At 44.7% G+C, this 14,810-nt stretch carries 11 protein-coding genes; 9 read left to right on the plus strand and 2 right to left on the minus strand.

Translation table 11 applies throughout. The annotated features are described in order from the left end of the window. Window positions 1-142 precede the first annotated feature (142 nt). From OO774_RS20285 to OO774_RS20295, 3 genes are all read left to right on the plus strand, one after another. Complete coding sequence (locus OO774_RS20285; RefSeq protein WP_264906236.1) at window positions 143-802, plus strand: NAD(P)H-binding protein; 660 nt, start codon at window positions 143-145, stop codon at window positions 800-802. Between the two features lie 333 nt (window positions 803-1,135). Further along, the gene (locus OO774_RS20290) at window positions 1,136-2,380 is read left to right on the plus strand and encodes an MFS transporter (protein WP_264906238.1); all 1,245 of its coding nucleotides are present in this window, start codon (window positions 1,136-1,138) and stop codon (window positions 2,378-2,380) included. A 191-nt stretch (window positions 2,381-2,571) separates the two neighbouring features. After that, window positions 2,572-3,432, plus strand: a complete 861-nt coding sequence (locus OO774_RS20295; protein ID WP_264906240.1) for an aldo/keto reductase — start codon at window positions 2,572-2,574, stop codon at window positions 3,430-3,432. Between the two features lie 71 nt (window positions 3,433-3,503). Here the strand turns inward: OO774_RS20295 and OO774_RS20300 are convergent, their stop codons facing one another. Both OO774_RS20300 and OO774_RS20305 read right to left on the minus strand, forming a co-directional pair. Then, a complete protein-coding gene (locus OO774_RS20300) occupies window positions 3,504-5,159 on the minus strand; it encodes a tannase/feruloyl esterase family alpha/beta hydrolase (protein WP_264906241.1) in 1,656 nt (551 codons plus the stop codon). A 244-nt stretch (window positions 5,160-5,403) separates the two neighbouring features. Next, window positions 5,404-6,171, minus strand: coding sequence for a glucose 1-dehydrogenase (locus OO774_RS20305; RefSeq protein WP_264906242.1), 768 nt, complete (start codon window positions 6,169-6,171; stop codon window positions 5,404-5,406). A 515-nt stretch (window positions 6,172-6,686) separates the two neighbouring features. Between OO774_RS20305 and OO774_RS20310 the strand changes: the two genes are divergently transcribed. The 6 genes from OO774_RS20310 to OO774_RS20335 all read left to right on the plus strand — a co-directional run bounded on the left by OO774_RS20310 (window position 6,687) and on the right by OO774_RS20335 (window position 14,802). After that, window positions 6,687-7,661, plus strand: a complete 975-nt coding sequence (locus OO774_RS20310) for an amidoligase family protein (protein WP_264906244.1) — start codon at window positions 6,687-6,689, stop codon at window positions 7,659-7,661. Further along, window positions 7,634-8,299 carry a gamma-glutamyl-gamma-aminobutyrate hydrolase family protein gene (locus tag OO774_RS20315; protein WP_264906246.1) on the plus strand — a complete coding sequence of 222 codons (666 nt, stop codon included), beginning with the start codon at window positions 7,634-7,636 and terminating at the stop codon, window positions 8,297-8,299. Before OO774_RS20310 ends, OO774_RS20315 begins: the two co-directional genes overlap by 28 nt. A 664-nt stretch (window positions 8,300-8,963) precedes the next feature. Then, entirely contained in the window at window positions 8,964-11,162 is a 2,199-nt protein-coding gene (locus tag OO774_RS20320) for a TonB-dependent receptor (RefSeq protein WP_264906248.1), read from the plus strand. Window positions 11,163-11,172: 10 nt separating this feature from the next. Further along, window positions 11,173-11,943: an ABC transporter ATP-binding protein gene (locus OO774_RS20325; RefSeq protein WP_264906249.1), complete on the plus strand. Its 771-nt coding sequence runs from the start codon at window positions 11,173-11,175 to the stop codon at window positions 11,941-11,943. Next, complete coding sequence (locus tag OO774_RS20330; RefSeq protein ID WP_264906251.1) at window positions 11,940-12,887, plus strand: iron-siderophore ABC transporter substrate-binding protein; 948 nt, start codon at window positions 11,940-11,942, stop codon at window positions 12,885-12,887. Before OO774_RS20325 ends, OO774_RS20330 begins: the two co-directional genes overlap by 4 nt. Next, window positions 12,880-14,802: an iron ABC transporter permease gene (locus tag OO774_RS20335; RefSeq protein ID WP_264906253.1), complete on the plus strand. Its 1,923-nt coding sequence runs from the start codon at window positions 12,880-12,882 to the stop codon at window positions 14,800-14,802. Before OO774_RS20330 ends, OO774_RS20335 begins: the two co-directional genes overlap by 8 nt. The last annotated feature ends 8 nt before the right edge of the window (window positions 14,803-14,810 follow it).

Genomic DNA, 14,810 nt, shown 5'->3' on the forward strand with positions numbered 1-14,810 from the left:
CATTGGCTGACAGACGTTAACGGTGTGGAGTGCTTTATACAATTGCCCTTCGGGGCAATTGATTAAGTCGATTGAAAAATAACAAATATCTGTTATTTCACAGGTTAGATAACGATATTTCTGCTATGGGAGAGACCGTATTATGGCAAACATTTTTGTTATTGGAGCAACCGGAGGCGTCGGTCAGTACTTATGTCCCATGCTAACCAACAACGGCCATCAGGTAACTGGCTTACACCGCTCTCAGGATCAAGCTGAAACGTTACGTATCCAAGGTGTTTTACCTGTTAAAGGTGATTTAATGAACATGACTTCAGAACAGCTGACGGATATGACGAAAAACAGCGATGTTATCGTATTCACGGCTGGTGCGGCGGGTAGTGGTGTTGACAGAACGTCTATGATCGATGGGTTAGGTCCAGTCAAAATGATTGAGGCTGCAGCTGCGAATGGTATCAAAAGAATTTATCTGGTTTCAGCGTTTCCAGAATCTGCTCGGAACGACAATCTAGGGGCGGCTTTTGAGCACTATATGCGAGTCAAGAAAGAAGCGGATGTTGCTGTCGCTAACAGTGGGTTGGACTGGGTTATTATTAGACCAGGAACCCTATTACATGCAGACGCGGATAATCACGTCACATTAGGCTCAGCCATCCAATATGGAACAGTTAAGCGAGGTAATGTTGCATCTGTCATCGCCAAATTGATAGATACACCAACTATTCGCCGTGAGATTCTTGAACTGACGGATGGTGATATTTCTGTTGATGAAGCGGTCAATAAAATCAGTTACCTGCGTTGATTTAGAACCACTAGATCTTCAAATCATTGCCGCGTCTGATAGCCAAGTCATTCTCGCCGAACCAAGCATCTCGAGTTTATTTGGGTATAGAATTGTAATTATATGCATTAATCACAGAGCTATAGGCAAGAGTTAATTCAGAATTATCCTTTACTATTTGTATGCGCCATAACGAGAAGTGGAATTGGTGCGTAACGAAATTTCAATTAGACGACTTTCAAACAGCTTATTAATTGATTTTCTTTATTGCATACAGGTTAATAAGCGGAATTAGCTTAATAAACGGCAGCATAGAGCTGCCATTTTTATCTGTATTCAATCCTAGGTTTTTGAATGACAGACTTGGTTATCTCGTCTGAAAAGTATAAAGGTAAATTTAAATTGGTTCTCAATTCAACTTCCGTAAATAAGTCATTATTAGCGCTTGGCTTAGGATCTTTTGCTATTGGTACTACCGAGTTTGCTCCAATGGGTTTGCTGCCAAATATTGCACAAGGTTTATCTGTTTCTATTCCTGATGCGGGAATGATAGTCACTGCTTATGCCATCGGGGTGATGATCGGCGCGCCTATTATTACTCTGCTGTTAAGCCGATTGAGCAAGCGAACTGCCTTATTAGGACTGATGGGGGTTTTTATTGTTGGTAACATTGCTTCAGCAATCGCGCCTAATTTCCTATCTCTCATTGCAGGACGAGTGATTACCAGTTTGTGTCAAGGCGCGTTTTTTGGCTTTGGTGCAGTGGTTGCGACCAGTGTAGTACCCAAGGAAAAGCAAGGTAGTGCGATTGCAACCATGTTTATGGGGTTAAGCATCGCCAATATTATCGGTGTTCCTACTATTGCTTACATCGGTCAGCAGGCAGAGTGGAGAGTGGCGTTCTGGGGTATTACCCTTCTTGGTGTTTTTACGCTTTTTGGCCTATTTAAAAACTTACCTCGTGATGAAAAGCAACAAACTGTCGACTTATATTCAGAAGTAAAGTCAGTTCTCAATACTGACATGCTAGTTGCAATGATAGTCACCGTGCTGTTTGCTGGGGCATTCTTTTCTCTGTACACATACATCGCGCCATTCTTAGAAGACAAAATCGATGCCACAAGCAATTACATCACCATGGCTTTGGTGATCATTGGTTTAGGCCTCACTCTGGGTAACTATTTAGGTGGGAAGCTAAGTGACTGGTCACTGGATGGCTCAACCATCATTGGGTTCATGCTATTAATGGGCTCGCTTATTCTAATGCCAAGCCTTGCGGTTAACCATTGGATTGCTATCGTTGGCATGTTTGTTTGGGCAGTGGCTGCTTTTATTATTGTCCCTCCATTGCAAATAAGAGCGATGAATGCCGCATCAGGTGCTCCAAGCCTGGCTGCATCCATTAATATTGCTGGTTTTAATTTAGGCAATGCGGTAGGTGCTGGTGTTGGCAGTGGAGTGCTGAAAGCAGGACTAGGATATTCATACGTATCTTATGCTGGTGGCTTAATGGCTGGCGTTGCTTTGCTGCTCCTAATTGTATTGAGATCGCGCACAACCACGCAAAGTGAGCCGCTATTAGATAGTAACGCACGCTAATGAATCAACCGACGCTCTATTTGTCAATTAGCCTTTTATAATATTAAGCAAGAATTGAACACAATCGTGTAATGTAAATTCGTAAGAACTCTCGCATTATATTCTTTAGCCAAACAAGATGCTTTTTCAGCAAATAGTTTTGTGTGTGACTAAGCTGATAGATGAAATCCAGTCATAGGGGAGAATGAATTATGGTTATAAATGAAAACTTCACACTTTCAAATGGTGTTGAAATACCAAAGTTGGGGTTCGGTACCTGGCTGATAACAGGTAGCGATGCGGAAAGAGCAGTAAAAGATGCGATTGAAGTTGGTTACCGTCATATTGATAGTGCACAAGATTACGGTAATGAAGCAGAGGTCTCTGCTGCGATTAAAGCGAGTGGTGTTAAAAGGGAAGATATTTTTGTTACAACAAAATTAGCCGCTGGCTATAAGACTTATGAGGAAGCTGTTGATGCTATTAACCGCTCCCTGGACATCATGGGGCTGGATTATATTGACCTTATGATCATTCATGGACCTCAGCCATGGCCCGATTTTGGCAGTGAAGACCGATTTGAAGAAGGTAACCGACAAGCTTGGAAAGCATTAGAAGAGTTTTATAATGCAGGCAAAATTCGAGCGATAGGTTTATCGAACTTTACTCAGTATGATATCGATAATATTTTGGCAAGCTGTACCGTCAAACCAATGCTTCATCAGCTTTTAGCGCATGTGAGCAATGTACCTACAGAGCTCATCGAATATTCACAAAGCAAAGGAATGCTGGTTGAAGCCTATTCACCAGTCGGTCATGGTGAATTATTTAAAAATGCAGATATAGCTGAAATGGCTAACAAATATGGCGTGTCTATTCCACAGCTTTGTATCCGATATGATTTGCAGCTCGGACTATTACCACTACCTAAAACAGCAAATCGTGCTCACATGGAGAACAACGCAGACATTGATTTTGTGATATCAGATGAAGACATGAGTGTTCTAAATACGATGCAGAAAATCCAAGATTATGGTGATGCAAGCGTATTCCCTGTCTACCAGCAAAAATAACGGATAACTTCAGTGATTATTAATCCCCAATAGGTCTTAGTTCTATTGGGGATTAAGCAAGCGTTAACCACTTACATACATTGATATGATTCGATGGCGTTGATATCACCTTTACCTTTGTATGTTGCTACTTGAGGGTAGGCACACACAGGCATGTTTTTTCCTGGGAAGTTTTGTCCTTTAGCGGGTAAGTAATCAGGTGACTGTTGTTTTTCAACCCAATTCTGCATTGCGGTTAGCGGGTCAAGGTCATCGAGTGCGGGACCACCCCCACAGTGGGTCATCCCCGGAACCATGAATAATCGATTCCACTCATTCATCGCAGCTTGATCGCCATTTGAAGTTGTTTGCTTGGTTTTCAAGTACCAATTTTCAATATCATCGGCAGAGAAAACCGGGTCAGATACACCTTGGATGATCATTAGCTTACTGCCGTTTTGGACGAAGGTATTTAGCATGGTTGATGTTGCGTCGTTTAATGCTCCTGTTTCTCTAACAAGTGATTCGGCTTGGTCAAAATCAAAGTGTGCCAAGTCTGCTTGTGGATTTGGAGGCGTCATAAAATAAAACATCAATGAGCCTGCGCCGAGAACCGCATTTAAAGCGTCAGGCTTTGCGGCATCTTGGGAAAAGCCTAGCTTCCACGCTCTCCATCCTGGAGCAGTAATTCCTGCATCGTAAGGCCAAGTGCTGTAAAGAATGTTATCTCGGCTATCTTTAGCACCACCAAAAATCTGCTTAACCGCCGTAACTTTTTCTTCACTCAGACATGAACTATCAGCTGAGGACTTGCAGATGAGGTTATCTGGATTGAAGCCGCAGTTCTTATAGTCGTTTATAAGTCCATCTTTAACACCGTCTTTAGCATCACATTGATTTAGTACTGCGTCAGAGATGATTTGTAGATCTTGATTGCTGAGAGCATTGGCGAGCACTTTCTGACCTTGCTCATTTTCTGGAGCAATACGCATTAATGTTTGAGTATCCCAAACTTCACTAATTGCCGCGCGGCTTAAATGAAAACCAGGGTTTGCTGCTATCACACCGTTATATTCACCAGGGTAGCGTTGTGCGGCGATCATGGCTTCACGCCCACCATTCGAGCACCCCATAAAATAGGAAAATGCGGGCTGTTTATCATAGTATTTATTAACGATGGTTTTAGCCGCTTGCGTTACTTTACCGATTGCTGCATAGGCGTAGTCGAGTCTCGCTTGTTGATCTAAACCAAAGGTAGGGTCAACACCGTCATGACCACCGTTCATTGAGGTTACCGCATAGCCACGGTTGAGGGCAGGAGTAGCGGTTGAACCTGAAATTGGTGTCGTGCCAATGGCGTTGGCCAAAAAGCCATCTGTTCCACCTCCCCCCTGGAAAATGAATCGATTCTGCCAGTTTTGTGGCAACCTAACTTCGAATCTTAGTGCGTTGTCTTTACCGTTCGCTGTCGTGCGTGGCTCGATCTCCCCACGAACCAAACAATGGGCTGGTAAGTCAAACTCAAGGTCTGGTGCGCCGGTAAACATTCGGAATGGATCCTTTTCAGATTTACCTGCTGTAATATATTCCGTTTCTGTAATCTTGCCGTTGTAGATTGGGAAAGAAGTCAGGTCCTCACAATCTTGCTCTGGGGTGGCATGAGCAACATTTATACTAGCGCAGACTGCTAAAGCGCATAATGTCGTCCTACATAGCTTTTGGTTTTGTATTTGATGATGGATTTTCATCGGCATTTCCTATGTAACATTATTCCAACTAAGAGTAGTTCAGGGATTGGCTGTTTTATATGAAACCTACCCATCAAAGAGTGTGTGCGAAGGCTATGTGGACGAGAAGAGATGTTTGTACTGAATTATTGCCTAATCGTACATATTTGGTGTGAATGAAATGCATTTTAGTTTGGTAAAAGATAAACAATGAGCGGGGAGATCCCCGCTCATTGAAAAGAACAATCGAATGTTTTGTTTCTGCTTAGCGTGCGGTTGCACCACCATCGACAGGCAAAGCGACACCGAGTACGAAGGATGAAGCATCACTGCTTAGCCACATTACTGCTGCTGCCACCTCTTCTCCTTTACCTAGACGACTGATTGGCTGGATTCCGGCGATGATCTCATCACTTAATACGCCTTTTTCTTTCATGTCTGCGACCATCGGAGTATCGATTGCTGCCGGACAAACCGCATTAACGCGGATACCGCGTGTAGCGTATTCCAGTGCAGCACTCTTGGTCAGGCCGATCACTCCGTGTTTTGATGCATGGTAAGAAGCCAGTTTACCTAGCCCAACCAAGCCGCCGATGGAAGAACAGTTTACGATGGAACCGTGGCCTTGCTCGCGCATGTATTTAAGTTCGTGCTTCATGCTAGCCCAGACGCCACGTAGGTTGATCGCATTTACTCGATCAAAGTCGTCTGCCAATTCGTCAGCAGCATCGATCGCTGGAACCTGAATACCAGCGTTGTTGAACGCCATGTCTAACCCACCAAATTGTTCAACCGTTTGTGTAACAAGTGCTTCAACCTGCTCTTCTTTGGTTACATCACATACAAAGCCAGCCGCTTTACCGCCTGCTTGAGTGATTTCTGCTACCGCTGCATCCAGTGCTTGTTGATTGACGTCGGACAGCATCACTGCCGCGCCCGCTTCCGCGTATGCTTTTGCGGTAGAAAAGCCCATTCCTGATGCTGCACCTGTCACTAGTGCAACTTTACCGGAAAAATCATAAGAGACTGACATATTACCTCCTCGGTAATGACGAATATTATTGCTTGAATTGAAGTTAGAAATAATGCAAACCAAAACAGTAGAAGATGTTGAACATGAGCAATATTCACATTTAGGCTCTAAGAGATGGCATTATTTACAATGACTTACTAGGCGCGTAACTCTTAGATAAAATTTAATTTCATGACGAATTTTGATAGTCAATACTCTTATACTTTACCAACTAATTTAGTCCGGCTACGCAGAGTTTAGAGTGTAAAAATGTTGAGCTTTTATTGGTCACACTCCAAACTAATGGGGTCATTCTATCGGTTTTGGCTTTAATTGAGATGAGGCTAAACTCCTTAATCCTTGCCTGATTATCCACTGGTTACATGAAGAAGGAGAGAGCAGGAGTCTCGCCACATTGTTCGGGTTGTTTAAGGCGAAAAAAGATCTGAGGTTTTTTGCCGTGGCTTTTTATGTTACCAATAGTAGTGTTGAATAAACGAACATCGAATCTTTAATCATCATAAGTGGAGGCAATAATGGCATTTAAAACTCCGCCTTTAACGACGACAGAAGCTGAAGAAGTTCGCCGTGTTGGGTTTGAGATCGAATTTACCGGCTTAACCATAGGGGACGTAACGCAAATACTGCAAAAGGTGTTCGGCGGTGAGCTAGAGCAAAAGTCCGCAGTAGAATACGTTTTACAAACACCTGAGTACGGTAAGTTTAAAGTTGAATTAGACTGGGAGTTTCTTAAAAACACAGCTCTGGGCGCGCAAGTCAAAGATGATGGCCATGAATGGGTAGATTTTTTACATCAACTGGCACTGTCCGTGGTTCCATTGGAAATCGTTTCTCCGCCATTCCCACTAGATAAGCTGGAAAAATTGGATGTGCTGATTCCAGCGTTGCGTGATGCCGGTGCTAAAGGAACCGATGATTCGGTAGTTGCGGCTTTTGGTGTCCATATTAATCCTGAATTACCATCACTAGATGTCCAGACTGTCCATTCCTATTTGCAGGCTTTTGGGTTACTGCAGTGGTGGCTGAATGAAGCTCACGACGTTAATTTAGCTCGAAAAATCAGCCCTTACATCCAGTTATATTCTGAAGAGTACGTTGAGCTGCTGCTCGACACGTCTTATCAGGATATGAGTGCTTTGATCGATGACTATCTTACGCATAATCCGAGCCGAAACCGTGCATTAGATATGCTGCCATTGTTTGCTTTTATTGATGAAGACAAAGTCAATGAATCGGTGAAGGATAGTAAAGTAAATCAAAGGCCTACATTTCATTATCGCTTACCTGATTGTTTGATTGAAAATACAAATTGGAGCTTCGCGACGTCTTGGAACATATGGTATCTGGTCGAGGCATTAGCTGCCGATCCTCAGGCGCTGGACTTTTTATCTCGTCGTTTTAAAGAGATGTCTCTACCGCTTATCGGTGTAAAACGTAGTGATTGGGTTAAGGAAGTCAGTCAGTGGATAAAAAGCCGAGAATTGGGGTAACAGGTAACCATCGTAGTTGGTCCCCATCGTGGTGGTGCACAAAACTCGCGCTCATACTAGCAGGCGCAAAACCTGAGAGAATCAGTGTTAAGCACCAATGGTCAGGGAAAGTGCTCGACGGTCTGATTATTGGCGGCGGTGATGACATTGACCCTGAACACTATGGTGGTGAAGCCAGTGAGCGGGATGAATTTGATCCCGAGCGCGATAAGCTAGAGGTAGGGTGGATAAAATGGGCGCTAGAAAATCAGGTTCCCATTTTGGGGATATGTCGCGGCGCACAACTGGTGAATGTTGTGCATGGTGGCAACCTGTACGCGGATATCTCGACGTTACGTAAACGGACCTACAATCGCCCTGGTTTGTTACCCACCAAGCAAGTGTTTGTCGATAGAGACTCCGATCTGTTTGCTTTGTGTGGCAAACCTAAGTTGAGGGTGAATAGCTTGCATCATCAAGCGGTTAAAGATGTTGGAGATGGCTTACGTGTTGCGGGGAGAGATCTGGACGGTTTTATTCAAGCGATCGAAAGTACTTATTCCCAGTCTATCCGAGGCGTGCAATGGCATCCCGAGTATATGTTTTACCTACCTAGTCAGTTTAAGTTATTTCGCTGGTTGGTGCGACTATGCTGTTAACTTATTGAAATATAATCACTCTAAAAATCTCTTCAGTTCTAAGGCCCCTTCCTAGTCCGGCGTAAATCAGGCTCTATTGCTCGTTGATTTATGCTCTCAAATTTTTAAGCCGTGACGACGTGCGTAGCAGGGCTTTGTCTCCGTTTTATCATAAATTATATAATTATCATTAAGTTGTGATGTTTAGATTCATGCACATTATTGTTGACATATTGCCACCCAATATTTAATAGTAATAATAATAGTTATCATTTTGTTTTCTTGTGTTTGCAGTGATGTCTCAAATTGGACTTGTCATCAGGTTATTCGGACTTAACCATTCGTTTTTGCTGTCACCGTTAAGCCGTTCGCTTTACCGCTCTGTGCTTTCCGTAGTAAGCCTGTTGATTGGTTGGATACTTTTGATTCTCAAATCTAACGTTGTCAGATTCTGTTTCGTCTCTACCAGACACGCCCAATCGTTTAACTATTTTCCTTTCAAAAGTACCGGTTATTTCGCGCGAACTGCCTTGCTTGAGTTTGCCACTACGTTTGCCATCGCTCTGAGGTGCAATGAGGTACTTGAGATTGAATTTCGAAAAATGCTTGTGCCAAGCACTTATTTGTCTATTTAAACTAATTACAAGAATGGATCTCTCATACTATGCAAAACAATGTTCGATGTATGGCTAAGCTAAGTCCTCTCGCTTTAATTATTTTTGCCAATATTAGCCATGCGGCATATTCAGACACCATGGTTGTAACGGGAAGCCGTACTGAAACGGCAATTTCAGATGTGGCTTCAACCATGTGGGTTGTGGATCAAGAAAGTCTCGAAAGGGCAGTTAACTCGGGTCTGGATCTCAAAAATGCGTTGGGTGAGTTAATTCCAGGGTTTGATTTTGGCAGCGATGCCCGAACAAATTATTCGCAGAACTTACGTGGTCGCTCTGCTTTAGTGATGATTGATGGGGTATCGTTAAACTCGACTCGAAGTATCAGCCGACAGCTAGATAGCATAGACCCATTTAATATTGCTCGTGTTGAGGTGCTTTCAGGGGCGACGTCTGTTTATGGAGCAGGCGCTGCTGGTGGCATCATTAATATCATTACTAAAAAAGCGTCGAATGAAGAACTCTCGGTTGAAACAAAAATCGGAGCAAAGACGGGCTTTAACTCGAGTGATGATCTGGCTAAACAAATTGCTCTGGCCGTGTCCGGAGGCAGTGAGTTAATACGTGGGCGCGCATCGGTGGCTTATTCGAAAAGTGGCGCTGCATATGATGCGAATGGAGACATCATTCGTCCAGACATTACCCAAACCGATATGCAGTTTAATGAAACCATTGATCTGATGGGAACTGTAGAGTTTACGCCTGATGAAGATCAAGCCTTATCAGTGACAGCTCAGTACTACAACAGTGAGCAAGATTCTGAATATGCGACGTATTTAGGCGCCAATTTATCTGGTTTAACCGACCCTTCTCAAATTGAAACCCGAAAAGGTTTACAGCTAGACAAGCAGCCAAATACAGAGCGAGTGATGGTGAACGCACAATACAGCCATGACAACGTGCTTGGACAACGCTTACTTGCACAAGCTTACTATCGAGATGAGTCATTGCGCTTTTTCCCATACCCGTCATTACCACGCGTGACTGGCTCACCGTTCCCGGGAAGTGTGTATCCACTGTATGGCGCATCGGAACAGAAAACGTCTATTTTTGGTGCGAACTTAGCCTTAATCAAGAGCTGGGAACGATTGACGATGACATATGGGGTGGATGCTTCTAAAGAGTCGTTTGAAGCCGATCAAACCATATACGATACCATTACCTCAGTTTCTTCAGGCGGTATGATTTTTAACCCGACGCAAAAGCTACAGCGTTATCCTGATATCGACAGCCGTTACTGGGCGTTATTCAACCAAGTTGATTGGGATGTAACGGATAATTGGACGGTAAGCGGTGGTTTCCGCTACGAGAATATCGAGCATAAAGTGGGTGACCATGTCAGTGTGCTACAACAGCACCTGTATCAATTGGGGCAGTACGGTACAACACAGCCAGATACCATTGCGGGCGGTAAAACCGATTACGATGAATGGTTGTTTAATGTCGGCAGCGTGTACCACTTAAGCAAAGATATGCAGGTATGGGGTAATTTCTCTCAAGGCTTTGATGTTCCTGATCCAGCGAGATTTTTTGGTCAGGGCAGATATGATGGTCCTTTTGGCGAAGGGGCAAATCTGTTGTCGTCAACATCGGTTGAAAATACAGAGCTGCAAGGTGTCAAAACGAATTCATTCGAGTTAGGTTGGCGTATGGCTCAGAATGACTGGAACGCTCAGGTCGCAGGGTATTATTCTCAGTCCGATAAAACCGTAACTTACGATCGCACCACTTATGCAGTGCAAGTTGCCGATGATGATAAGCGTATTTACGGGCTAGAAGGTCAGGTGGTTTATCAGCTAACCAATGAACTCTACAGTGGTGTACAAGCACATTACGTCGTCAGTGAAACTAAAGAAGATGGTGATTGGATCGATCTCGAAGCGGCTTCAGCCAGCCCAAGCTCAGGCAGTGCCTGGATTGGTTACGATAACTATCAGTACGGAGCGGAGCTAAAAGTGAATAGCTTCATTTCTTATGAAGATGAGGCGGGTGAGAAGCTCGAAAGCTACACCGTCACTAATCTGAATGCGTACTACGCGTTGCCAGTGGGACGCATCAATTTGGGTGTTCTGAACTTGCTTGACCGAGATTACGAAACCATCTGGAGCCAGCGCTCACAGATGCTTTATGGTTCTAGCTCGCCAGAGGCCATTTATACACACAATGGTTTGGGGCGTACCTTCACTATCAACTATAGTGCAACGTTCTAAGGTGAAATCTGTGTTGCAATTTAACGATATTTCCCTCCGAGTTGGAGGGAAACATATTCTCTCACCGATGAGTGGTAGTTTTCCCCAAGGCTCTGTAACGGCTTTGATCGGACCGAACGGCTCAGGGAAATCGACTTTGTTGTCTGTTTTGAGTCAGTTACGTCACCCGGATACAGGTACAGTGTCGTTGAATGGCGAGCTTTTATCAAAACAGTCACGGGCTAACATTGCGCAGAAAATGGCATTGATGCCACAACGTAATCCTGTACCTTCCACACTGACAGTTGAAGACTTAGTGACATTTGGACGACACCCTCACCGACCTTGGTATCGTGGTCTGAATAACCACGATCAATCGATTATTGATTGGGCGATGACGGAGGCTGGCGTTGAGGAATATCGCGAGCGTTTGCTAACAGGTTTATCTGGTGGTGAATTACAACGGTGCTGGCTGGCGATGGTGCTGGCACAAGATACGCCGATTTTAATGCTTGATGAACCGACGTCCTGGCTGGATATTCACCATCAGCAAGCATTGCTGAACATTGTACGTCGTCTGAACCGCGAGTTTGATAAAACGATCATTTGGGTTCTGCATGATTTAAACCAAGCACTTCACTACAGTGATCGCGCGATGTTACTCCATAATGGTGAAATGATTTCTGCTGGAGATGTGAATGAAGTCATTACGGCTGAGCGAATCACACAGGTGTATCAGACCAGAGTAAATGAACACCAGTTAGAGGATCAGCGAATCCTAATGACCGAGGTAACGCAATGAAGCCGTGGTTTCTGTTTGTTGTGTCTCTATATTCAGCGGTGACATTGGCGAATCCATCTTCACATGAAGGTAAGCTGAATGTTTGTGCCTCTACGTGCGTTACGTTAGATAAGCCAGCCGTAAGAGTGGTTGCGCTGAATTGGACTGCAGCAGAAATGCTGCTTTCCCTTGGCGTAACCCCCGTTGGTGTTACCGAAATAAAAGGTTATCGAAAATGGCAGACTAACCACCCTGAATTACCAGACGGTGTGACAGAAGTTGGTCGGAGACAAGAGCCTAACTTAACTGAAATCGCAAAGTTAGAACCTGATCTTATCGTTGGGTATGACTTTCGCCATCAGCGGCTTATCAAGGCGTTAAATGGTATCGCGCCGACCTTACTTTACCAACAATTTCCTCAGGTAGGCCAAGCCGACTTCAGTTACTTTCAACAGGCTATTATCGTCTTTCGTGAATTGGCAACGTTAACTGGCAAGAACTCAAAAGGGGAGATGCTGGTGGATGAGATGCATCAAACATTACGCGACTTACGGCAAAAATTAGCGGAACGGGGAATGGAACATAAATCTATTGCATACGGTAAGTTTGTTGGAATGGGTTACGGTTTACGAATGTTCTCAAAAGACAGCCTGGCGGGATCAGTCGCCAATGAATTGGGGTTGAATTACAGTTGGCAATCGACTTTACCGGGTAAAGATTTTGTTCACTTACAATTGGAACAGCTACCAGACATAAATCATACGCACCTTTTGCTGGCAGGTAATCAAACCGACAGTGAACGGATGACGAGTTCCCCAGTCTGGCCTTATCTCCCTTTTGTTAAACATCATCTTTATTCAGATGTCGAGCCGTTATGGAGTTTCGGTGGACCCATCTCTATTTCTCGAATGGCAAACGCATTTGCAACGTCGCTACTTAAGTGGAAGGAGACGTCTGATGGTTAAAGTATGGAGCTCTACGTTGCTAGCGATGATATTGATGGTCGCAGGGTATCTCTTTACCATTTCACCCGTGAGTGATCCTGCGTTGTCCGACATAATGATGCAGGCAATTTGGTTACCCACTGTTGGAATGGCCATTCTCACCGGAGCTTTGCTTGCGAGTTCTGGTTTGTTAATACAAACATCTCTGGAAAATGAGTTCGCTTCGCCTTCTACTTTAGGGGTCGCATCCGGTGCGCTTTTAGGCGCAGTATTGACTCGTGTCTTTCTTCCGGAGAGCGGTTTGCTCATGACATGGGGGGCTGCGTTTCTTGGTAGTGTGCTTGTCGCTTTGATTGTTCTGATGGTAAGTCGCTTAATTGGCGGAGGTAAACTGCCGGTTATTTTGGTGGGTATGGCGATCGGTTTAGGAGCCGGAGCCATTGCGTCTGTCTTTTTGCTTTACTTTGAGCATGAAACCGACGGACTCTTCCTGTGGGGCAGTGGTCAAGTGTTACAAAGTTCTGCGGAACCATTCAAAGTCGTATGGATTCCGGCTGTAGCAACGCTAATGCTGGCTGTGTTTGTCTTACCAAAACTGTCATTGTTTCAATTAGGGGAAACCCACGCTCACTCGTTAGGAGTGGCGGTAGGTCGGTGGCGCTGGTTGATTTTGTCATTAGCGATCGCACAATCATCATTAGCGATTGCTATTGTCGGTATGGTTGGATTTATTGGGTTGATGGCGCCGCACTTGGCGCGTTATATCTGCGTAGCGAATCGCAAGGGGCGAAACGTGGCGCTTCTTTGGGGAGTATCACTCATCGTTGGTACGTTATTGGTTTTGGGAGCAGAGTGGTGCTCACGCAGCTTACTCTTTTTGGGTTACCGACTACCAACCGGTGCATTTGCCGCATTTCTTGGGACACCATTTTTCCTGGTATTGTTATTCGGCCGAAGTGGTCGTGCGCTTGCTGCAACCGAACAACAGGTTATTGGCTTACGACCGCTGGTCAAACTCAAACCAATGTGGACGTTGTGTTTGTTAGCGGTATTATTGGTATTCACGATCCTATTTTGGGCTGAGCCTTCAGGCACCTTAGGGGCGGAGTGGGTGTTCAATCGTTTATGGCTAGCGGGGTTAGCCGGATTCGCACTGGCATTCGGTGGTACCTTATTACAGACACTGTTTAATAACCCATTAGCAAGCCCCGATATTTCAGGTGTCAGCACGAGTGCAGTTCTATTAATCGCTTGTTTACTGGTGATATTTCCAGGGGCCGGGCAAGGTTGGTTAATGATAGCGGCTTTGGCAGGGGCTTTATTAGTGATCGGGTTGTTGTTTTGGGGGATAAATCAGCAATTGAGCGTTTCCCAACTTGCCCTGTTTGGTATTGTCATTTCAGCATTTACGGGTACCGCAACGCATATCCTACTGACTTTTGGCAGCACAACATCATCGGTAACCTTGATGTGGCTATCTGGGTCGGTCTATGGCGCCTCTGCTGACTCAATTATGCCGTTAGTCACTACATTGGTTTTAGCCTTGCTGGTTTCCATTCCTCTTTTAAGAAGCTTAGATGTCATCCCATTAGGGGAAGTGATCCCACAAGTCGTGGGGGTCACGCTAAAACCCTATCGTTTATTGATGTTAGCGGTTGCAGGCGTTCTTACCGCCATTTCGATTTCCTGTGTTGGGGCAATCAGTTTTATCGGCCTGCTCGCCCCTCATTGCGCACGTTTACTCGGATTGTATCGTCACACTCATTTAATACCGGCAGCTGGTATGACGGGCGCTATCCTGTTGATTTGGGCTGATGGGTTAGGGCGCACTCTCATGCCGCCATCGGAAGTTGCAGCTGGTCTTGTTGTCTCCATTTTAGGCAGCCTTTACTTCCTGTTTCTATTATTGGTGGGATACCGTAAAACCACGTTCTAAGTTCAAGA

It is taken from the genome of Vibrio sp. STUT-A11 (genome assembly GCF_026000435.1).
In the GTDB taxonomy this organism is placed as follows: Bacteria; Pseudomonadota; Gammaproteobacteria; order Enterobacterales; family Vibrionaceae; genus Vibrio.

Bases quoted from the DNA above. Each gene is read 5' to 3' on its own strand.
- OO774_RS20305 (WP_264906242.1), bottom strand. From the start codon at position 6,171: ATGTCAGTCTCTTATGATTTTTCCGGTAAAGTTGCACTAGTGACAGGT.
- OO774_RS20295 (WP_264906240.1), top strand. From the start codon at position 2,572: ATGGTTATAAATGAAAACTTCACACTTTCAAATGGTGTTGAAATACCA.
- OO774_RS20285 (WP_264906236.1), top strand. From the start codon at position 143: ATGGCAAACATTTTTGTTATTGGAGCAACCGGAGGCGTCGGTCAGTAC.
- OO774_RS20310 (WP_264906244.1), top strand. From the start codon at position 6,687: ATGGCATTTAAAACTCCGCCTTTAACGACGACAGAAGCTGAAGAAGTT.
- OO774_RS20300 (WP_264906241.1), bottom strand. From the start codon at position 5,159: ATGAAAATCCATCATCAAATACAAAACCAAAAGCTATGTAGGACGACA.
- OO774_RS20330 (WP_264906251.1), top strand. From the start codon at position 11,940: ATGAAGCCGTGGTTTCTGTTTGTTGTGTCTCTATATTCAGCGGTGACA.
- OO774_RS20290 (WP_264906238.1), top strand. From the start codon at position 1,136: ATGACAGACTTGGTTATCTCGTCTGAAAAGTATAAAGGTAAATTTAAA.
- OO774_RS20320 (WP_264906248.1), top strand. From the start codon at position 8,964: ATGGCTAAGCTAAGTCCTCTCGCTTTAATTATTTTTGCCAATATTAGC.
- OO774_RS20335 (WP_264906253.1), top strand. From the start codon at position 12,880: ATGGTTAAAGTATGGAGCTCTACGTTGCTAGCGATGATATTGATGGTC.